This window comes from Streptomyces sp. NPDC031418 (assembly GCF_055581605.1).
In genome coordinates, this window is sequence record NZ_JBVIJC010000003.1 from 253,084 (window position 1) to 271,744 (window position 18,661).

Sequence of the window (18,661 nt, forward strand, 5' to 3'; positions counted from 1 at the left end):
CGGTCGAGACCACTGTCCCGCAGATCCGGTGAAACAATCCCCCCATGGCGGAAATCATCCAGAAGGACGGCACCTGGGCCTTCGAGGCGGACACCCTGCGGCTGACTCCGGGCCGGGACAAGGGCGTCGACCCGTTCCGCCGGGAGCTGGGCGAACTGGTGGTGCCGTTGCGAGCGTTGGCCGGGATCGCCTTCGAGCAGGGCCGGCGGTCGGGGCGGCTGCGACTGCGGCTGCGCGACGGCGCCGATCCGCTGCTCCAGGCGACCGGCGGCCGGCTCGCCGAGCCGCTCGACCCCTATCAGCTGACCGTGGAGCCCGACCGGTACGGCGTCGCCGAGTACTTCGCGGAGGAGGTCCGCAACGCCCTGCTGCTGGAGGAGGTTTCCGCGGACCCGGTGGACGCATACCTGCTGCCGGGTCCGGCCCTGCCGGTGTCCGCCTCGGCCGGTGACGGCACGGCGAGCTTCGACGGGCAGCGGGTGCGACTGGAGTGGAACTGGAAGACCGAGGGCGCCAAGGCCGCCACCGGCCCGCGGACGATCCCGCTCGCGGACCTCACCGGCGTGGCCTGGCAGCCGGCCGTCGGACTGGAGAACGGCCACCTCCGCTTCCTGGTGCGCGGCGCCCCGGCGACCGCTCCGGCCAAGTTCGACCCGAACGCGATCGAGCTGTGGGGGTTCAAGAAGGACCCGCTGATGGCCCTGGTGGCCGCCGCCGTACAGGCCCGGCTGCCGCACCCGGCGAAGAACATACCCGTACAGAAGGAACTGTCCACGGACATACACGACGACAGCCATGACGCGTTGCTGCGGCGGCTGCGGGAGCTGGGCGAGCTGCACCGCGAGGGCATCCTGACGGATGAGGAGTTCGCGCTGGCCAAGCAGGCGATTCTGCGGCGCATGTGAGACGCAGACCACATCAGCCGGCGCCTCTGCCCGAAATCGGGCACGATTCTTGCGAAACCGCGTCCGGTACCCCAGGATCTACCGGGTGCACGACGAACTTGTTGATCATCTGACGCGCTCGACGCCCCTGAACCGGGGCGAGGCGCTGCGGGTGATCCAGGACGTGCTCGCCTACTTCGACGAGACGATCCAGGAGTTCGTCCGTCGCCGCCACCGCGAGCTCCAGGCCCAGGGCCTGGTGAACACGGAGATCTTCGAACGGATCGAGGCGGACCTGAGATACCGGGCGGTGGCACCGCCGGAGCTGACCCTCCGGCAGCTGCGCCGCATGGTCTACGGCTGAGAGATACGTATATATGTGCGGCATTGTCGGATACATCGGGAAGCGTGACGTGGCCCCCCTCCTGCTGGAGGGCCTCCAGCGGCTGGAGTACCGCGGCTACGACTCGGCGGGCATCGTCGTCACCTCCCCGAAGGCGCCCGGCCTGAAGATGGTCAAGGCCAAGGGCCGGGTGCGCGACCTGGAGGCCAAGGTCCCGGCGCGCTTCAAGGGCACCACCGGCATCGCCCACACCCGCTGGGCCACCCACGGCGCCCCCTCCGACGTCAACGCCCACCCGCACATGTCGGCCGACAACAAGGTCGCCGTCGTGCACAACGGCATCATCGACAACGCCTCCGACCTGCGCCGCAAGCTGGAGGCGGACGGTGTCGAGTTCCTCTCCGAGACCGACACCGAGGTCCTCACCCACCTGATCGCCCGCTCCACCGCCGAGAAGCTGGAGGACAAGGTCCGCCAGGCGGTCCGGGTGATCGAGGGCACCTACGGCATCGCCGTGCTGCACGCCGACTTCCCGGACCGGATCGTGGTGGCCCGCAACGGCTCCCCGGTCGTCCTCGGCATCGGCGAGAAGGAGATGTTCGTCGCCTCGGACATCGCCGCCCTGGTCACCCACACCCGCCAGATAGTGACCCTGGACGACGGCGAGATGGCCACCCTCAAGGCCGACGACTTCCGCACCTACACCACCGAGGGCACGCGCACCACCGCCGAGCCCACCACCGTGGAGTGGGAGGCCGAGTCGTACGACATGGGCGGCCACGACACCTACATGCACAAGGAGATCTTCGAGCAGGCCGACGCCGTGGACCGCGTGCTGCGCGGCCGCATCGACGACCGCTTCTCCACCGTGCACCTCGGCGGCCTCAACCTGGACGCCCGCGAGGCCCGGCGGATCCGCCGGGTGAAGATCCTCGGCTGCGGCACCTCCTACCACGCGGGCATGATCGGCGCCCAGATGATCGAGGAGCTGGCCCGGATCCCCGCCGACGCCGAGCCGGCCTCCGAGTTCCGCTACCGCAACCCGGTCGTGGACCCCGACACCCTGTACATCGCGGTCTCCCAGTCCGGTGAGACGTACGACGTCCTCGCCGCCGTGCAGGAGCTGAAGCGCAAGGGCGCGCGGGTCCTCGGCGTCGTCAACGTGGTCGGCTCCGCGATCGCCCGCGAGGCCGACGGCGGCGTGTACGTGCACGCGGGCCCCGAGGTCTGCGTGGTCTCCACCAAGTGCTTCACCAACACCACCGTCGCCTTCGCGCTGCTCGCCCTGCACCTGGGCCGCACCCGCGACCTCTCGGTCCGCGACGGCAAGCGGATCATCGAGGGTCTGCGCCGGCTGCCCGGCCAGATCGCCGAGATCCTGGAGCAGGAGGAGGAGATCAGGAAGCTGGCGGAGCAGTTCGCCGACGCCCGCTCGATGCTCTTCATCGGCCGCGTCCGGGGCTACCCGGTGGCGCGCGAGGCCTCCCTGAAGCTGAAGGAGGTCTCCTACATCCACGCCGAGGCCTACCCCGCCTCCGAGCTGAAGCACGGCCCGCTGGCCCTGATCGAGCCGGCCCTGCCCACGGTCGCGATCGTCCCCGACGACGACCTGCTGGAGAAGAACCGCGCGGCCCTGGAGGAGATCAAGGCCCGCAGCGGCAAGATCCTCGCGGTGGCCCACCAGCACCAGGAGAAGGCCGACCAGACGATCGTCGTCCCCAAGAACGAGGACGAGCTCGACCCGATCCTGATGGGCATCCCGCTCCAGCTCCTCGCCTACCACACGGCGAAGGCCCTGGGCCGCGACATAGACAAGCCGAGGAACCTCGCCAAGTCGGTGACGGTGGAGTAATTCCCTAGGGGCGCGGGGAACTGCGCGACCAGCCCCCACGCACCTGCACAGGCGCGACAACAGAACGGACCCCTACGTGGCCACCTTCACGTGGGGGTCCATTCACGTGCCGCTGCGGATCAGCCGGTGGCCGTCACCCCCCGGCCGGCGGCACGCCGGGGAAGCGCTGTCGGCCAGTGCGCGACAGCGGCCGTGGCCGCGTACCAGGCCACCGCACCCGAGACAGCCGCCACCCAGCCCCCGACCTTTGCCAGGGAAGAGCTGTCGGCGAAGGCCGAGACGGCCAGCACCAGCATCGCCAGGAACAGCAGCCCGTACACGACCTGGCCGAGGCCGTCCCCGCCCGCGAGGGTCAGGGTGAGCGCCACCAGGGCGAAGAGGAGCAGGAAGAGTCCGGCCGCGTTGGCGGAGGAGTGACCGCCGACCGCCCAGGTGAACCACAGCGCGCCGAGGGCCGCGAAGCCCGTGCCGGACACGCCGTCGCCGCCGCGGAAGGCCAGCAGGCCGACCAGGAACAGGGCAACTCCGCCCACGTAGTGGGCCACTGACACGGCGTCGGACGCGGCCACCCCGTGGATCACGCCTGTCGTACCGAGACCGAACGCCAACAGGGTGATGCCCAGGGCGAGTCGGCCGACCACCGTAGTACTTCCGTTGTCCACGGCGGGCTCCCTTCATGCTGTGCTGTTGCGCGGGTGACCGATATATGCCCTTCACAAGGGCACAAACCACCTCTACGCGCGAGTAGTTTCGCGTTGCACAAAGGGAGTTGGGCGACTCAGGGGATGACGATGACGGGCCGCTTCGCCCGCTTGGCGAGCCGGCCGGCCACCGAGCCGAAGATCCGGCCCACGATGCCGTGCGTGGAGCCGACGACGATCGCGTCCGCCTCGTACTCCCGCCCCACCTCTTCGAGTTCGTGGCAGATGTCCCCGCCCCGCTCGACCAGGATCCAGGGCACCTCGGCCAGATAGTCCGCGCAGGCCAGTTCCAGCCCCAGGACCTCGGTGCGGTGGTCCGGGACGTCGACGAAGACGGGCGGCTCGCAGCCGGCCCACACCGTGGTGGGCAGCCGGTTGGCCACATGGACGATGATCAGACCGGAGCCGGAGCGATGGGCCATGCCGATGGCGTAGGCGAGGGCGCGCTCACTGGAGGTGGACCCGTCGAAGCCGACGACGACTCCGTGCCGGAAGGCGGGATCGCAGGAAGGGCGTGACTCTGCCGCCGCCAGGGGATCGGCCGCCGTGGGATCGGCGACCGGCCGCTTGCGGTCCGCGGGTTCGAAGAATTCGTGACCGGCCATGGCTGTCTCGGCGTTGTGATCCTTTTATGGGTGGGACGACAGTCGTACGACGGAACTGCGCGGTGGAGCCGTGCCCGGAGCTGTGTCCGGGAAACATCTTCCCAACCCCATACCCCCAAGGGTACGGCGGCACGCCTCCGGAGCCCAGTTCCCGCACACGCTCCGTAAGCGGAGCGCTCCCCCGACGTCCGCAGGGGTTCACCGGAGCATGCACGAGCCGCGCCCGTAACGCAATGGTTGCTGCCCCGTACAGGCGGTTTGCACACGCTTCCCGGGGATCCCCGGCGTACGGCCGGTGACCGACCGGTCGCCCGGGCGTTGAAGGGGTGAGCCACCGCCCCAGGGAGTGACGAGATGCCCGGACACCGCTCCAGCAGCGAGCCGCCCGCCGCGCCGGACAGCGCGAGCGCGGTGATCCGCTGGGCCGCGTTCAGCTGCGTCGTGGTCCCCGTCGTCCTGGTCGGCTACGGCACCTCGCTGGCCGGCGCGACGGGCGCGGCGCTGGGCCTGGCCGCCGTCACCGCCGTCTGCCGGGTGCTGCTGCGGCGCTCGGAGCGGTGCGCGGAGCGCTACGGCGACCGTTGCGTCGCGCAAAGAGGCGGACGTCACACCCGGGGACAGACACCGACCGACTGACCTGTTTCTGCGCTTCGGAACGCTTCTTTTCAGCCAACTTCTGGATATCGCCCCAGGGGGGTCCCGACCACCCCCAAACCCCCGTTCCACCTGCACGGAAAGGGTCTACGGGCGACTGCGCACCCTACGCGGTTTGGCCACCGCGACAAGGCGCACTTCCCTGCGCGCTCCGCGAGTGCAACGCTTCGTGATCGAATGCTTCACGCCAAGTTGTCATGTCGACAATCTGGGGCGTGTGGAACTGGTCACCGTGAGACCGCGGGACCCAGTAGATTCGATCTTGACTTGCTTACGGCGGGGGACTCGTGCAGGACCGAGGGGAAACGTGCAGGAGCGACACAACCGAGGAGCCGCGACCACCGAGGGGGGCTTAGCAGTATGAGCCACGACTCCACCGCCGCGCCGGATGCCGCAGCCCGGAAACTCTCCGGGCGACGCCGCAAGGAGATCGTCGCGGTGCTGCTGTTCAGCGGCGGTCCCATCTTCGAGAGTTCCATTCCGCTGTCGGTGTTCGGAATCGACCGCCAGGACGCCGGGGTACCGCGCTACCGGCTGCTGGTGTGCGCCGGCGAGGAAGGCCCGCTGCGCACCACCGGGGGCCTGGAACTCTCCGCGCCGCATGGACTGGAGGCGATCTCACGCGCCGGGACGGTCGTCGTACCGGCCTGGCGGTCGATCACCTCACCACCGCCCGAAGAAGCGCTCGACGCGCTGCGCCGGGCCCATGAGGAGGGCGCCCGCATCGTCGGGCTGTGCACGGGCGCGTTCGTGCTCGCCGCGGCCGGACTGCTGGACGGACGCCCGGCGACCACCCACTGGATGTACGCGCCGACGCTGGCCAAGCGCTACCCGTCGGTGCACGTCGATCCACGGGAGCTGTTCGTCGACGACGGCGATGTGCTGACGTCGGCCGGTACGGCCGCCGGGATCGACCTCTGTCTCCACATCGTGCGCACGGACCACGGCAACGAGGCGGCCGGCGCGCTCGCCCGGCGCCTGGTGGTCCCGCCGCGCCGGTCGGGCGGGCAGGAACGCTACCTCGACCGGTCTTTACCCGAGGAGATCGGCGCCGACCCGCTCGCCGAGGTCGTCGCCTGGGCGCTGGAACACCTCCACGAGCAGTTCGACGTGGAGACCCTGGCGGCACGCGCCTATATGAGCCGCCGCACGTTCGACCGCCGGTTCCGCTCACTGACCGGCAGCGCACCGCTCCAGTGGCTGATCACCCAGCGGGTGCTCCAGGCGCAGCGGCTGCTGGAGACGTCGGACTACTCGGTGGACGAGGTCGCGGGACGCTGCGGCTTCCGCTCCCCGGTGGCCCTGCGTGGCCACTTCCGCCGCCAGCTCGGCTCCTCCCCCGCCGCCTACCGGGCCGCCTACCGGGCCCGCAGGCCCCAGGGCGACCGGCCGGAGGAGGCGGAGGCGCCGGCCGTCCAGCCGGGGCACCCGTCCCCGATGGGTCTGTCGGGTCACGGTCCCGTCGGCCACGGGCCCGCGGTGCTGCACCCGGACAGCGGGGTGCCGATGCAGAGCCGCCGTACGCCGGCCGGCGCGGTGAGCCTGCTGCCGGGGCCGCGCAGCGCCAGCTGAGCGAGGAGTGAGGAAGGGAGGGGGCGGAGTCTCGTACTCCGCCCCCTCCCCCTTGTCTTCTGGCCGTCTTTTCTCGCTCCTGTGCGGGTGCACGCTCGGTTCCGCTCGCGGCGGCGCGCCGTAAGGTGAGACACATGAACGATCGCATGGTGTGGATCGACTGCGAGATGACCGGCCTCTCGCTGTCCGACGACGCTCTCATCGAGGTGGCCGCCCTCGTCACCGACTCCGAGCTGAACGTACTCGGCGAGGGGGTCGACATCGTCATCCGCCCGCCGGAGCGGGCGCTGGAGACGATGCCGGAGGTGGTGCGTCAGATGCACACCGCGTCCGGCCTGCTCGCGGAGCTGCCGAACGGCACGACGCTGGAGGACGCCGAGCAGCAGGTGCTGGCGTATGTGAAGGAGCATGTGAAGGAGCCCGGCAAGGCCCCGCTGTGCGGGAACTCCGTGGGCACCGACCGCGGCTTCCTGCTGCGGGACATGCCGACCCTGGAGGACTACCTCCACTACCGGATCGTCGACGTCTCCTCCATCAAGGAGCTGGCCCGGCGCTGGTACCCGCGGGCCTACTTCAACAGCCCGGAGAAGAACGGCAACCACCGGGCGCTGGCCGACATCCGCGAGTCCATCGCCGAACTGCGCTACTACCGCGAGGCCGTCTTCGTGCCGCAGCCCGGGCCCGACTCCGAGACCGCGAAGGCGATCGCCGCCAAGCACGTCCTGCCCGCGCCCTGACCTGCCGGTCGCGGCCCCGAGAAGCCCGCCGGAAGGCCCGCGCGAAAACGTGTGCGCGAGCACCCCTTCGGACCCTGTAGACTTCTTCTCGGCCGGTCGGGGAAACGACAAGTTCCACCGCCGGTCGTGGTGGGTGTAGCTCAGCTGGTAGAGCACCTGGTTGTGGTCCAGGATGTCGCGGGTTCGAGTCCCGTCACTCACCCTCGGTGACCAGCCGGTGGCTCCGTCGAAAGACGGGTCACCGGCTGTTCCGTTTTCCCGGGCAGGACCGCGCCGCTTCCCGGACGAGCGGCGGAGGCCGCTCTTCCGAGTGTGCAGTCCCTGCGTTGCGCGGGGCCGGGCGGCCCGGTGTGCGCCAGGATGGCCCCTGCGTCAGAGCACTGCCTCGCCACGCGCGACCCACCTGACGGCGCGTCACGACCGGACGCGGCGCGTGGCGATTCGTCTCACACGAGGGGAACGCAATGTCACGCAGTCGTGCACGCACCACCGTCCTCGCCGCGACAGCGGTGGTGGCGGCCGTCGCCGGTGCCACGGGGGCCGCGCCGGCCCACGCCCCGGCCCAGACCTCCCAGACGATCCGCTTCTTCTCCGACCGGCCGCTGCCGGCGAACGGGGCGACGGCGGTGTCCGCCCTCCCGGCCTCCGCGCGCGCCCTGCTCACCGGGGAGCGCTCCGTGACCCCGGACACGGACACGCCCCGCGGGTACAAGCTGCGCAAGGGGACCACCCCCACGGACTACATCTACAAGTCGGCCGACGTGTACGCCATCGAGGCGCACTGCGACGCCCACGAGTGCCACGCGATCCAGCAGGTCGTGGTGGCCATCAAGGAGTACGTGCGCGGCAGGACCTCCAAGAACTGGGAGATCACCTTCTACGGGCGCCGCTACACGGGTTCCTCGGACTTCCACATGGAGTACACCTACGAGTGCGGGGTCAACATCCCGCACGCCAAGGACAAGACCTGCTCGACCTGGAAGCACGACGGGGCGCAGGGCCCGGCGGGTCCCGCCGTCGCCGTCAACAAGCAGTACATCGTGAAGAACTTCGGCAGCACCCCCGTGGTCACCAAGTTCCCCATGATCAAGCTGCTGGTGGAGTTCCACGACGGCTCCGAGGCGATCGGCGACGACGGCAAGCCCGGCGAGAAGTTCCGCGGCTGGGACGTCTGCGTCACCAAGACGACCACCAAGCTGTGCCACAGTACGGGCGACGGCAGTTGAGCCGACGGCGCTGGAGGCCCCCATGGCGAGCTGGACCGAGCTGCGTGAACTCCTCGACCGCACGCCCAAGCCCGCCGTGGTGGGCCGCCACCTCTCCGTCCAGCCGCGGCGCGACGACGGGCGGGGCTGGCCGCCCGCCAGCCCGGTGCGCCGTACCGTGTCCTTCGCCTACCGGCCCCCGGGGGACTGGTTCCTCGACCACGGGGACGGGGACATCACCATCGACACGGGGCAGGGCGGGCCGGCCGGGCTCGGCTTCGGGCCGCGGTTCCCCTGGGACCTGGCCCCCTCGCCGGACCGGCTGATCACCTGCGCGCACAGCCCGGCGCTGGCCGCGGCCGACGCCGTGGGCGAACCGGAGCGGGTACGGCACGAGGGGCGCCCGGCGTGGGCGGTCACGCTGCGCACCCCGGCGCTGCCGCAGCCGTTGCGGGTGGTCGTCGACCCCGCGGCGGGCATCCTGCTGTCGGCGGCGGTCGAGGAGAGCGGCTACCGCGAGGAGCTGTCCGGGCTGGGGTTCCCTGCCGGCCTGCCGGACGCCCGCTTCCGGTGGACCGAGGCCCTTACGGCGGCCGATGAGGCCCGGCAGAAGCGGCGCGCCGAGGTCGCCGCGCACCACGGTGCGGAGAGTCTGCCCGTCCCCGCCTTCTGGCCCGGCGGGCGCGCGCACTTCGAGCCCCGGGTGTTGGACGGCGACCTCACCACCGGTCTGCTCGCCCTGGACCTCTACAACGAGGGTGCCCCGGCGGGCACTCCGGCCATGGCCGTGCTGGTACGGCAGCGGCCGGACGCCCCGCTGTTCGAGCCCGGCTGGGTCGCGGACCCGGAGGCGTTCGTGCACCACTGGGCGGACGGGACCTGGCAGTGGACCCTCGCCCTGTGGGGCCGGCCGCTGACCCCCGAGGAGCTGGACCGGGTCGTCGCGTCCCTGCCCGGCTGACCACGCTGACGGTTCGGCAGGGTTCGGTGGGGGCCGAACCGTCGGCCGGGATACGTGACGCATGGGTGCGGACAGCACGAACAAGGACGTCGGTGTCGATCTCGCGGCGGTGGCCCGGCTGCTCGCGGACGGCACACGCGCCGGTATCTGCCTGGCCCTGCTGGACGGCCGGGCCTGGACGGCGCGCGAGCTGGCCCGGTACACCGGTGTGGCACCTTCGACGGCCAGCGATCATCTGAACCTGCTGGTGGGCGGGGGTCTGCTGGCCGAGGAACGGCAGGGCCGGCACCGCTATGTCCGGCTCGCCGGCCCCAAGGTGGCGGCCCTGATCGAGTCCCTCGCCGAGATCGCCCCGCGCCGCCCCGCCCGCCTCCCTCGGCGCGGCCGGCCGGTCCCGTGCGCTGGGCCGCGCCCGGCTCTGCTACGACCATCTCGCCGGCGCGCTCGGCCTGGCCGTGACGGACGCCCTGCTCGCGGACGGCCTGATCGCCTGGGAACCCCAGCCGTCCCTGACCCGGGCGGGATCCGCCGCTCTGGCCGAGCACGGCATCGCGCTGCCCACCGCGTCCCGGCGCCCGCTGGTGCGGTCCTGCCTGGACTGGACCGAGCGCCGCCCCCATCTGGGCGGCGCCGTGGGAGCGGCGGTCTGCTCCCACGCCCTGGCCGCGGGCTGGATCACCCGGATCGGCACCAGCCGGGCCCTGGCGCTGACACCGGCCGGCCGGCAGGCGTTCACCGACCGCTTCCATGTCCCCCCGGACCGGCTGACCTCCCCCGACAACGGCCACTGACCGCACCCGGGACCCGCCCTGGCCAGGGCTTTTCCTCCAGGTCGCACGACGGAGGAGCAAGAGCGGCCCTCAGCCGCCGTCGCCGCCCAGGAGCCGGCCGCGCCGGGCGCGCAGCGCCGTCAGCGACTCCCCGGCCGGCTGAGCCAGGGCGACCGGGCACAGCATCTCCTCGACCGCGGGGTCCTCCCCGCGGTCGCGGGCGTACAGGGCGCGCCCTCCGGGGCTGCTCAGGGTGATCCCCAGTGCCGCGGCGTCCGGGGCCCACCGGGGCGGGGCCGGATGCCGGCCGTGCGCGCAGGTAGCGTCGGCGAGGTGCGGCAGCACCTGCTCCAGCGCCCCGATCAGGTCGTCGAGCACGGCGGTGTCCCGTACGGCGTCGGAAGCCGCGTGCCGGCCGACCGCCACGACGGCCAGCAGCCGGCCGGGCCGGTCCGCCGGGGCGGCCCACCGCAGTGCGTCCGCCTGCCGGCGGATCGTCTCGCCGACGTCGGTCCCCGGCTCCGGGTAGCCGTGCAGCAGCGCGGACAGCGTGTCGATGGCGTCCTGTTCCCCCACCGGGAGCCTGGGCGGAACGTCCCCGGCCGAACCGGGTTCGATCACGTCCAGCGCGATCCGCGCGAACCCGGCGACGTTGCGCGGACAGAGCCACTGCTCGCGCGGGTGGTACTCCTCCCACACGGACGCCGGGTCGGCGAGGGCGCACACCTGCCGGGCGAGGTCCTCGTCGTACTCGGCGTCGTGCTCCTGCCAGGGGTGCGTCTCGTGCGCGCAGGGCCGGTCGCGCAGGGCCGCGTCGGTTGCCGTCAGGGCCGCCGTGACCGCCGGTACGACGCCCTCGCCCGGCCCCGTGGCGACATAGGGCGCCATCAGCAGGAGACCGAGCGTCCACACCGGGGACGACGGGCCGCCCGGGTCGGCGGCGAGCCGGGCGGCGCAGTCGAGGGCCGCCCGGTCATACGCGTCGTTGGGGAAGTCGTCGTACTCCTGCCGGATCTCGTCCCAGCGGCCGGCGAGTTCGGCGAGTTCGGCGAGTTCGGCGAGCGGGAAGCCGTCGGTGATCACCGGGTGAGTGTAGGCGGACTCCCCTCAGAACCCGATGGCCTCGCCGAGCAGCAGGACCGTGCCCGGGCGGAAGCGGGGCGGGGCGTTGAGGACCAGGAGTTGGCTGACGGTGCTGGGACGGCCGTACGCCGCCTGGGCGCGGGCCGATTCCGGCGGGAGGGCGTGCTCCTGGAGGCGGCGCAGCGCGGTGTCCAGGTCGGGCACCACCTTCTGCGCCCCGACGACCCGGATCGCCCGCCCGGCGCCGCCGGTGTACGCGGGCAGCCGGCTTCCGGTGCCGGAGGCGGCGACGAGGGAGCCGGTCTCGGTGACCGCGGCGACGCTGCCCACGACGACGTCCGGGCAGGCGACCAGCCGCCGCAGGTCGTCGGCCTCTGCGCTGCGATCCATGGCACGTACCCGGGGCTTGACGGCCCGGTACCGGTCGCCGGTGTGGATGCCGTCGTCGATGCCGGACAGCCGGAGCGTCTCGCCGGCCGCGGTGAACACCTCCGCCTTCTCCGGAACCAGATCCCTGACACGGGCCCGCGCGGCGGCGGCGTCATCGAGGATCCCCACGGCGGCCGCCGTGCTCCGTCGGCGCCGGGCTCGTCGGCGCGGAGCCCGGCAGCGGGGAGGTGTCGAGGTAGCGGACCTCGTAGACCCGCTCGGTGAACCGCCAGCCGTCCGGTGTGCGCCGGTAGCTGTCGTGGTAGACGGCGTGGTTGAGCCCCTGCACGCCGTTCTTCAGGCGCGCGACCTCGTGGATGTAGGCGCGGCCGGTCGCGGTGTCCCCGTCGATCCGGACCGTCCCCGGATGCGTGTTCTGCACGAAGAAGTCCCACTGCTCCTGGAGCCGCTCGCCCCCGGCGCGGATCTGCTCCGGGCCGACCAGTTCGACGGGGATGTTCGGCATCCGCAGTACGCCGTCCGGCGTGAACAGCCCGGCGAGGCGGGCGCGGTCGCGCATCATCACCGCGTCGGTGAACTCGGCGCGCAGCGCCTCGATCTCGACCCGGTCGGCGATCGCTCGAAAGTCGTCCATCGGTGTCCTTCCCTTCGTCTGCCCGGCACGACAACGCAGCCGTGCGGAATGCGAGGCACGGCGACCTCCCCTCTACGACCGTCCTGCGCGCCGGAGTGTGACATCGGGGGGCGTGGGGCTTTCCCCACCCCGCTCCGGCGGCTCGCCGTAGTGCCTGCGGCCGGGGCCGCGTGATCCGCTGGCCGGTACGGAAATCCGGCGGTGGAAAGGGGGACGGACGGATGAGGGTCCGGATCGGATGCTGGGCGTGGATCGCGGCTGTGGTGCAGTTCTTCGCCGTGCAGGCAGTCGTGGAGTCGGCCTGGTCACGGCCGTACAGCTGGGCGCGGAACAACATCAGCGACCTGGGAAACGCACACTGCGCCCTGCAACGGCAACCCGAGCCACGGTACGTCTGCTCCCCCGACCACGTCCTGATGAACGGTTCGTTCGCCGCCCTGGGCACGCTCCTCGTCCTCGGCGCCGTCCTGACCGGCCCCCTGTGGCGCCGGTCCGCGTCCGCCCTCTCGGCCCGGATCCTGCTGGCCGGGGCCGGTCTGGGCTTCCTGCTGGCCGGGCTGGCCCCCGCGGACGTCCACGAGAACCCGCACGTCCTGGGCGCCCTGCTCATCATGGGAGGCGGCAACATCGCCCTGCTGACGGCGGGCCCCGGCCTCTCGGCGACCGCCGTCCCGCGCGCCCTGCGCCGGACCACCCCCCTGCTGGGCCTCACGGGCCTCACGGGCCTGTGCCTCTTCCTCTCCCACCACTACCTCGGGCTGGGCATGGGAGGAATGGAGCGGGTGGCGCTGTTCCCGCTGCTGGTGTGGGTGCTGGTCGCGGGCGCTGTCGGGCTGACCGGCCGTGCCCCAGGGCGAGTTGAGAGGGCCGACGTGTAAGGATCGGAGCATGGATGATCTCTGTCTTCGCTCCGCCACCGAAACCGACCTCGGGCTTCTCGTGCGGCTTCGGGACGAGGCCGCCCGGTGGATGCTCCGGCGGGGGGTGAGCGGGCAGTGGCGGCCCGGGGAGTTGGACGAGGGGCACTTCCGGCGGGTCATGGCGGAGGGTGAGGTCTGGCTCGCGGAGGCCGGGGGGCGGGTGGTCGGGGCCTGGGAGTTGTGGTGGGAGGACGAGGCCGCCTGGGGGCCGCAGCCGCCCGTGGCCGGGTATGTGCACCGGCTCATGGTCGACCGGGAGGCCGCCGCGCCCGGCACCGGCAGGCTGCTGCTGCGGGCCGCCGAGCAGCGGGTGGCCGCGGCCGGGCGGAGCCGGGTGCGGCTGGACTGTGTCGCGGACAACGCGCTGCTCAACGCCTATTACCGGCAGGCCGGTTACCGGCTCGTGGGCCGCACGGAGGGCAAGCCGCAGCCGGGCGGGGTGGCCAGGGCGTTCAGCCTGCTGGAGAAGGTGCTGCCCGAGCAGTCGTAGGGCGGACGTACCGCCCCGCTGGGACCGCACGATGCAGCAGCGGCCGGCCCGCGGGGGCGGCCCGTTACGAGGACTCCCGCGGCACCAGCTTCGCCGGCAGGACCGCGTGCCTGCGTTCCAGGCCCCGGGACGCCATCGGGCGGCGGTCGGCGATGTCCGACAGCAGCAGGTCGATCATCGCCCGGCCCATCTCCTCGATCGGCTGGCGGACGCTGGTCAGCGGCGGGTCCATGTGGCGGGCGATGACCGAGTCGTCGTAGCCGACCAGGGCCACGTCGTCGGGGATGCGGCGGCCCGCCTCGCGCAGCACCTGGCGGGCGCCCGCCGCCATCACGTCCGAGCCGGCGAAGACCGCGTCCAGGTCGGGGGCCTGGTCGAGCAGCGCGGTCATCGCCCGGCGGCCGCCCTCCTCCGTGAAGTCCCCGGGTTCCATGAGGAGTTGCTCGGGTTTGCGGCCCGCCGAGAGCAGGGCGTCCCGGTAGCCCGCGGCCCGGCACTGGGCGCCGTACACGTCCAGGCGGCCGGTGATGTGGGCGATGCGCCGGCGGCCGCGGGAGAGGAGGTGTTCGACCGCCGCGCGGGCGCCGCCGTAGTTGTCGGAGTCCACCGAGGTGAGCGTCTCGCCCGCCGAGCGGGGGCCGCTGATCACGGCCGGGATCTCCAGCTGGGACAGCAGGTCGGGGAGCGGGTCGTCGGCGTGCACCGAGACCAGCAGGACGCCGTCGACCCGGTGGGCGGCCAGGTACTGGGCGAGGCGCTGCCGCTCCCGGTCGCTGCCCGCGAAGATCAGCAGCAGCTGCATCTCGGTGTCGGAGAGTTCCGCTCCCACGCCGCGCAGCATGTCCGAGAAGTACGGCTCGGTGAAGAAGCGGGTCTCCGGCTCGGGGACGACGAGCGCGATGGCGTCGGTGCGGTTGGCGGCGAGGGCGCGGGCCGCCGTGTTGGGGACATAGCCGAGTTCGGCGACCGCCGCCTCGACCGCGGCGCGGGTGGCGTCGCTGACCCGGGGCGAGCCGTTGATCACGCGGGACACCGTGCCCCGTCCGACCCCGGCCCGGGCGGCGACCTCTTCGAGCGTGGGCCGCCCTCCGCTCCGGCCCCGCCCCGCATGGCTTGCCATGGGCTCCGCCTCTCTCGACCGAGTTCCTGCTCCTGGCTGGAATGTAACAGTCCTGGGGATCGCTCCCCGGGGCCCCGTCCCGCACCGGGCGCCGCACGGACGGCCGGTTTGCGTCTGGCCCTGTCGGCGCGCAACGGATGGAATCGGTCCACTTAACGGCCCGATAACCGAACGCCGCTCGCGCTGTCCGGTCCCTTGACAGGCCGCCGGGAACCGACGACCCTTCAACACATCATCGATGGGAGCGCTCCCACCCTACCTGACACATACATATCCCGCACGTTCCCCGCCCGAGCCGCAGCGAGCAACTGAGGGGCCCAACCATGCCGTTGGCCGGGGGGTCGCACGTCAGGGCAACAGGAGGACGCAACATGCGCACACGTACCCGAACCGCCCGCAGGGCGGTGGTCCTGGCGGCAGTCGCGACGCTCGGCGCCGGGCTGCTGTCCGGCTGCGCCAACGACAAGGGCGGCTCCGGTGGCGCCGACGGCGGCGGCAGCGGAAGCGGCAAGACCACGATCACCCTGGGGCTTTTCGGTACGCAGGGCTTCAAGGAGGCCGGCCTGTACGCCGAGTACGAGAGGCTCCACCCCGACATCAAGATCGAGGAGAACGTCACCGAGCGGAACGAGAACTACTACCCGGCGCTGGTCAACCACCTCACCACCAACAGCGGCCTCCAGGACATCCAGGCCGTCGAGGTCGGCAACATCGCCGAGATCGTGCAGACCCAGTCGGCCAAGCTGGAGGACTTCTCCAAGCTTTCGGGCGTGAACAAGAGCAACTGGCTGGACTGGAAGTGGGACCAGGCCACGAAGGACGGCCGCACCATCGGGCTCGGCACCGACATCGGGCCACTGGCGATCTGCTACCGCAAGGACATGTTCCAGAAGGCCGGGCTGCCCACCGACCGGGACGCGGTGGGCAAGCTGTGGGCGGGCGACTGGAACAAGCTGGTCGACGTCGGCGAGCAGTACAAGAAGAAGGCGCCCGAGGGCACCTACTTCATGGACTCCCCCGGCGGCCTGCTGAACGCGATCGTCTCCAGCCTGAAGGAGAAGTTCTACGACGCCTCGGGCAACGTCGTCTACAAGACGAACCCGGCCGTCAGGACCAGCTTCAACATCGCCGCCCGTGCCGCCAAGGACGGACTGGTCGGCTCGCAGACCCAGTTCCAGCCGGCCTGGAACCAGACGATCGCCAACAGCAAGTTCGCGACCGTGGCCTGCCCGCCGTGGATGCTCGGCTACCTCAAGGGCCAGTCGAAGCCGGACGCCGCCGGCAAGTGGGACGTGGCCCCCGCTCCGCAGGCGGGCGCCTGGGGCGGCACCTTCCTGACCGTGCCGAAGAGCGGCAAGCACGTGAAGGAGGCGGATGCGCTGGTCGAATGGCTCACCGCCCCCGCCCAGCAGGCCAAGCTCTTCAGCGTGCAGGGCAGCTTCCCGAGCGCGCCGGCCGCCTACGACCTGCCCTCGGTCAAGAACGCCAAGAACGCCATGACCGGTGACGCGCCGATCGGCCAGATCTTCGCCGAGGCCGCCAAGTCCATCCCGCACCAGCCCATCGGCCCGAAGGACCAGATCATCGGGGCCGGCCTCGGCGACAACGGGGTGATCCTCGTGACGAAGGGCACCTCCCCCGAGGACGCCTGGAAGACGGCCACCAAGACGATCGACAACAACCTGGAGAAGTGACCGGCATGTCCAGGACGATCGACGACACCCAGGAGAAGTGACCGGTATGTCCCGGCACGACACCGCCGCGTCCCCGGTGCACGACCGGGGCGCGGCCCCCGCCCGCGCTGTTGCGGACCCCGTGTCCCCGGCGGAGACCAGGCGCCGGGCCCGGCTGTCCCGCCGGTGGCAGCGGGACCTGCGCTGGAGCCCGTACGCCTTCGTCTCCCCGTTCTTCCTGCTCTTCCTCGCCTTCGGCCTGTTCCCGCTGGTGTACACCGGCTGGGCCTCGCTGCACACGGTGGAGCTGACGGCGCCCACCGACATGCAGTGGGCGGGGATGCACAACTACATCCGGATCTTCGACGACGACTTCTTCTGGAACGCGGCGAAGAACACCCTGACCATCGGCATCATCTCGACGGTCCCGCAGCTGCTGATGGCGATGGGGCTCGCCCACATCCTCAACTACAAGCTGCGCGCGTCGACCTTCTTCCGGGTCGCGATGCTCGCGCCGTACGCGACCTCGATCGCCGCCGCCTCGCTGGTCTTCGTGCTGCTCTTCGGCCGTGACTACGGGATGATCAACTGGGCGCTGCACTTCGTCGGCGTCGACAAGATCGACTGGCAGAACGACAAGTGGTACTCGCAGATCGCGGTGTCCTCCGTCGTCATCTGGCGCTGGACCGGCTACAACGCGCTGATCTACCTGGCCGCGATGCAGGCCGTACCGCACGACCTGTACGAGTCGGCGGCGCTGGACGGCGCCAACCGCTTCCAGCAGTTCTTCCATGTGACGCTGCCCCAGCTGCGGCCGACCATCCTGTTCACCACCGTGGTGTCGACCATCGGCGCGAGCCAGCTGTTCGGCGAGCCACTGATGTTCGACTCCATCAAGGGCGCCTCCGGTGGTACCGATCACCAGTTCCAGACGCTGGGCCTGTACCTGTACGAGCAGGGCTGGGTGAACCAGCACCTGGGCCGGGCCTCCGCCATCGCCTGGACGATGTTCCTGATCCTCATCCTGATCGGGGTCGTCAACTACGTCATCTCGCGCCGGCTGCGCGCCAGCAGTTAGGAGAACCAGCCGTGACGACGACCCTGACCAACCCCGCCGGCGAGGCGCCGCCCGAGACGGCGCGGGCCCGGCGGGCCAAGGCCGGGCGGGCCGGCGGGCAGCTGCACGCCGGGCCGGTGACCTACGTGGTCCTGGTGCTGTTCACCATCGGCTCGCTGTTCCCCCTGGTGTGGACGGCGATCGCCGCCTCCCGGGACAACAACCGGCTGGCCGAGACCCCGCCGCCGTTCTGGTTCGGCTCGAACCTGATGAACAACCTCCGGGTGGCATGGACGGACGCCAACCTGGGCAAGGCGTTCGTGAACACCACGATCGTGGCGGGCACCTCGGCGCTGACCATCGTGTTCCTGTCGACGATCGCCGGCTTCGCCTTCGCCAAGCTGCGCTTCAAGGGCCGTAACGCGCTGATGCTGGTGGTGATCGGCACCATGATGGTGCCGCCGCAGCTCAGCATCATCCCGCTGTTCATGATGGTGGCCAAGCTGGACTGGTCCGACCAGTTGCAGGCGGTGATCCTGCCGTCGCTGGTCAGCGCGTTCGGTGTGTTCTTCATGCGGCAGTACCTGGTGCAGGCGCTGCCGGACGAGCTGATCGAGGCCGCCCGGGTGGACGGCGCGAGCAGCTGGCGCGTGGTGTGGCACGTGGTGTTCCCGGCGGCCCGGCCGGCGATGGCCGTGCTCGGCATGCTGATGTTCGTGCAGTCCTGGAACGACTTCCTTTGGCCGTTCCTGGTGCTGTCCCAGAACGGCAACCCGACCGTGCAGGTCGCCATCGCGGGGCTGGGCCGCGGCTACACCCCGGACCAGTCCCTGATCATGGCGGGCGCGCTGCTCGGCACGCTGCCGCTGCTGCTGGTCTTCGCGATCTTCGGCAAGCAGATCGTCGGCGGCATCATGCAGGGCGCGGTCAAGGGCTGAGGCCCGCCGCGCCCGGGCCGGGGCAGCACCGCCCCGGCCCTCTCCTCTCGTCCCCTCCCCTTCTCACCGTCG

19 protein-coding genes, 1 tRNA gene and 1 pseudogene are annotated in these 18,661 nt (G+C 71.5%); 15 read left to right on the forward strand and 6 right to left on the reverse strand.

The genetic code is table 11. From position 1 onward, the window contains the following. Positions 1–44: 44 nt before the first annotated feature. The 3 genes from ACZ5CZ_RS05290 to glmS all read left to right on the forward strand — a co-directional run bounded on the left by ACZ5CZ_RS05290 (position 45) and on the right by glmS (position 3,079). On the forward strand, positions 45–905 hold the full coding sequence (locus tag ACZ5CZ_RS05290; RefSeq protein ID WP_468939361.1) for a DUF4429 domain-containing protein: 861 nt from the start codon (positions 45–47) through the stop codon (positions 903–905). An 85-nt stretch (positions 906–990) separates the two neighbouring features. Then, positions 991–1,248 carry a hypothetical protein gene (locus tag ACZ5CZ_RS05295; RefSeq protein WP_385843774.1) on the forward strand — a complete coding sequence of 86 codons (258 nt, stop codon included), beginning with the start codon at positions 991–993 and terminating at the stop codon, positions 1,246–1,248. A gap of 13 nt (positions 1,249–1,261) precedes the next feature. Continuing rightward, entirely contained in the window at positions 1,262–3,079 is a 1,818-nt protein-coding gene (gene glmS / locus ACZ5CZ_RS05300) for a glutamine--fructose-6-phosphate transaminase (isomerizing) (RefSeq protein WP_385843773.1), read from the forward strand. Positions 3,080–3,198: 119 nt separating this feature from the next. On the opposite strand, the gene ACZ5CZ_RS05305 is transcribed toward glmS, so the two are convergent. Next, entirely contained in the window at positions 3,199–3,741 is a 543-nt protein-coding gene (locus tag ACZ5CZ_RS05305; RefSeq protein ID WP_468939364.1) for an acetate uptake transporter family protein, read from the reverse strand. A gap of 116 nt (positions 3,742–3,857) precedes the next feature. Beyond that, positions 3,858–4,385, reverse strand: a complete 528-nt coding sequence (locus tag ACZ5CZ_RS05310; RefSeq protein ID WP_201830499.1) for a universal stress protein — start codon at positions 4,383–4,385, stop codon at positions 3,858–3,860. Positions 4,386–4,739: 354 nt separating this feature from the next. On the opposite strand from ACZ5CZ_RS05310, the gene ACZ5CZ_RS05315 reads away from it, so the two are divergent. The 7 genes and pseudogenes from ACZ5CZ_RS05315 to ACZ5CZ_RS05345 all read left to right on the forward strand — a co-directional run bounded on the left by ACZ5CZ_RS05315 (position 4,740) and on the right by ACZ5CZ_RS05345 (position 10,305). Beyond that, complete coding sequence (locus ACZ5CZ_RS05315; protein WP_385843771.1) at positions 4,740–5,021, forward strand: hypothetical protein; 282 nt, start codon at positions 4,740–4,742, stop codon at positions 5,019–5,021. Between the two features lie 378 nt (positions 5,022–5,399). Beyond that, positions 5,400–6,611, forward strand: coding sequence for a helix-turn-helix domain-containing protein (locus ACZ5CZ_RS05320; RefSeq protein WP_385843770.1), 1,212 nt, complete (start codon positions 5,400–5,402; stop codon positions 6,609–6,611). A 134-nt stretch (positions 6,612–6,745) separates the two neighbouring features. Continuing rightward, positions 6,746–7,348 (forward strand): oligoribonuclease, encoded by a 603-nt coding sequence (gene orn, locus ACZ5CZ_RS05325; protein WP_385843769.1) that lies wholly within the window; start codon positions 6,746–6,748, stop codon positions 7,346–7,348. 129 nt (positions 7,349–7,477) lie between these two features. Next, positions 7,478–7,550, forward strand: a tRNA-His gene (locus ACZ5CZ_RS05330). A gap of 262 nt (positions 7,551–7,812) precedes the next feature. Then, positions 7,813–8,574 (forward strand): hypothetical protein, encoded by a 762-nt coding sequence (locus tag ACZ5CZ_RS05335; protein ID WP_385843768.1) that lies wholly within the window; start codon positions 7,813–7,815, stop codon positions 8,572–8,574. Positions 8,575–8,596: 22 nt separating this feature from the next. Beyond that, a complete protein-coding gene (locus ACZ5CZ_RS05340) occupies positions 8,597–9,514 on the forward strand; it encodes a hypothetical protein (RefSeq protein WP_468939369.1) in 918 nt (305 codons plus the stop codon). A gap of 61 nt (positions 9,515–9,575) precedes the next feature. Then, positions 9,576–10,305 (forward strand): annotated as a pseudogene (locus ACZ5CZ_RS05345) (ArsR/SmtB family transcription factor). Between the two features lie 69 nt (positions 10,306–10,374). On the opposite strand, the gene ACZ5CZ_RS05350 reads toward ACZ5CZ_RS05345, so the two are convergent. The 3 genes from ACZ5CZ_RS05350 to ACZ5CZ_RS05360 are packed head-to-tail and all read right to left on the reverse strand — an operon-like array spanning position 10,375 to position 12,391. After that, entirely contained in the window at positions 10,375–11,367 is a 993-nt protein-coding gene (locus ACZ5CZ_RS05350; protein WP_468939372.1) for a hypothetical protein, read from the reverse strand. Between the two features lie 24 nt (positions 11,368–11,391). Continuing rightward, positions 11,392–11,925, reverse strand: a complete 534-nt coding sequence (locus ACZ5CZ_RS05355; RefSeq protein ID WP_385843764.1) for an LUD domain-containing protein — start codon at positions 11,923–11,925, stop codon at positions 11,392–11,394. Further along, the gene (locus ACZ5CZ_RS05360) at positions 11,909–12,391 is read right to left on the reverse strand and encodes a nuclear transport factor 2 family protein (protein ID WP_385843763.1); all 483 of its coding nucleotides are present in this window, start codon (positions 12,389–12,391) and stop codon (positions 11,909–11,911) included. The genes ACZ5CZ_RS05355 and ACZ5CZ_RS05360 overlap by 17 nt, the downstream gene beginning before the upstream one ends. Before the next feature lie 260 nt (positions 12,392–12,651). Here ACZ5CZ_RS05360 and ACZ5CZ_RS05365 point away from each other — a divergent pair, with 260 nt between their 5' ends. Continuing rightward, a complete protein-coding gene (locus ACZ5CZ_RS05365) occupies positions 12,652–13,269 on the forward strand; it encodes a DUF998 domain-containing protein (protein WP_468939377.1) in 618 nt (205 codons plus the stop codon). A 10-nt stretch (positions 13,270–13,279) separates the two neighbouring features. Next, the gene (locus tag ACZ5CZ_RS05370) at positions 13,280–13,801 is read left to right on the forward strand and encodes a GNAT family N-acetyltransferase (protein WP_385843761.1); all 522 of its coding nucleotides are present in this window, start codon (positions 13,280–13,282) and stop codon (positions 13,799–13,801) included. A gap of 64 nt (positions 13,802–13,865) precedes the next feature. Here ACZ5CZ_RS05370 and ACZ5CZ_RS05375 read toward each other — a convergent pair whose 3' ends face one another. Next, positions 13,866–14,921, reverse strand: a complete 1,056-nt coding sequence (locus ACZ5CZ_RS05375; protein ID WP_385843760.1) for a LacI family DNA-binding transcriptional regulator — start codon at positions 14,919–14,921, stop codon at positions 13,866–13,868. Between the two features lie 371 nt (positions 14,922–15,292). On the opposite strand from ACZ5CZ_RS05375, the gene ACZ5CZ_RS05380 reads away from it, so the two are divergent. Genes ACZ5CZ_RS05380 through ACZ5CZ_RS05390 form a run of 3 tightly spaced genes read left to right on the forward strand, consistent with a single transcriptional unit; the run spans position 15,293 to position 18,589 of the window. Beyond that, positions 15,293–16,615 (forward strand): ABC transporter substrate-binding protein, encoded by a 1,323-nt coding sequence (locus ACZ5CZ_RS05380; RefSeq protein ID WP_385843759.1) that lies wholly within the window; start codon positions 15,293–15,295, stop codon positions 16,613–16,615. Between the two features lie 46 nt (positions 16,616–16,661). Further along, the gene (locus ACZ5CZ_RS05385) at positions 16,662–17,672 is read left to right on the forward strand and encodes a carbohydrate ABC transporter permease (RefSeq protein ID WP_385843858.1); all 1,011 of its coding nucleotides are present in this window, start codon (positions 16,662–16,664) and stop codon (positions 17,670–17,672) included. A gap of 11 nt (positions 17,673–17,683) precedes the next feature. Then, positions 17,684–18,589 (forward strand): carbohydrate ABC transporter permease, encoded by a 906-nt coding sequence (locus ACZ5CZ_RS05390; RefSeq protein ID WP_385843758.1) that lies wholly within the window; start codon positions 17,684–17,686, stop codon positions 18,587–18,589. Positions 18,590–18,661: the final 72 nt, after the last annotated feature.

Excerpts from the sequence above, each read along its gene's own strand:
- ACZ5CZ_RS05315 (WP_385843771.1), top strand. The coding sequence starts at position 4,740 with ATGCCCGGACACCGCTCCAGCAGCGAGCCGCCCGCCGCGCCGGACAGC.
- ACZ5CZ_RS05290 (WP_468939361.1), top strand. The coding sequence starts at position 45 with ATGGCGGAAATCATCCAGAAGGACGGCACCTGGGCCTTCGAGGCGGAC.
- ACZ5CZ_RS05375 (WP_385843760.1), bottom strand. The coding sequence starts at position 14,921 with ATGGCAAGCCATGCGGGGCGGGGCCGGAGCGGAGGGCGGCCCACGCTC.
- glmS (WP_385843773.1), top strand. The coding sequence starts at position 1,262 with ATGTGCGGCATTGTCGGATACATCGGGAAGCGTGACGTGGCCCCCCTC.
- orn (WP_385843769.1), top strand. The coding sequence starts at position 6,746 with ATGAACGATCGCATGGTGTGGATCGACTGCGAGATGACCGGCCTCTCG.
- ACZ5CZ_RS05370 (WP_385843761.1), top strand. The coding sequence starts at position 13,280 with ATGGATGATCTCTGTCTTCGCTCCGCCACCGAAACCGACCTCGGGCTT.
- ACZ5CZ_RS05310 (WP_201830499.1), bottom strand. The coding sequence starts at position 4,385 with ATGGCCGGTCACGAATTCTTCGAACCCGCGGACCGCAAGCGGCCGGTC.
- ACZ5CZ_RS05320 (WP_385843770.1), top strand. The coding sequence starts at position 5,400 with ATGAGCCACGACTCCACCGCCGCGCCGGATGCCGCAGCCCGGAAACTC.
- ACZ5CZ_RS05360 (WP_385843763.1), bottom strand. The coding sequence starts at position 12,391 with ATGGACGACTTTCGAGCGATCGCCGACCGGGTCGAGATCGAGGCGCTG.
- ACZ5CZ_RS05385 (WP_385843858.1), top strand. The coding sequence starts at position 16,662 with ATGTCCCGGCACGACACCGCCGCGTCCCCGGTGCACGACCGGGGCGCG.
- ACZ5CZ_RS05380 (WP_385843759.1), top strand. The coding sequence starts at position 15,293 with ATGCGCACACGTACCCGAACCGCCCGCAGGGCGGTGGTCCTGGCGGCA.
- ACZ5CZ_RS05340 (WP_468939369.1), top strand. The coding sequence starts at position 8,597 with ATGGCGAGCTGGACCGAGCTGCGTGAACTCCTCGACCGCACGCCCAAG.
- ACZ5CZ_RS05335 (WP_385843768.1), top strand. The coding sequence starts at position 7,813 with ATGTCACGCAGTCGTGCACGCACCACCGTCCTCGCCGCGACAGCGGTG.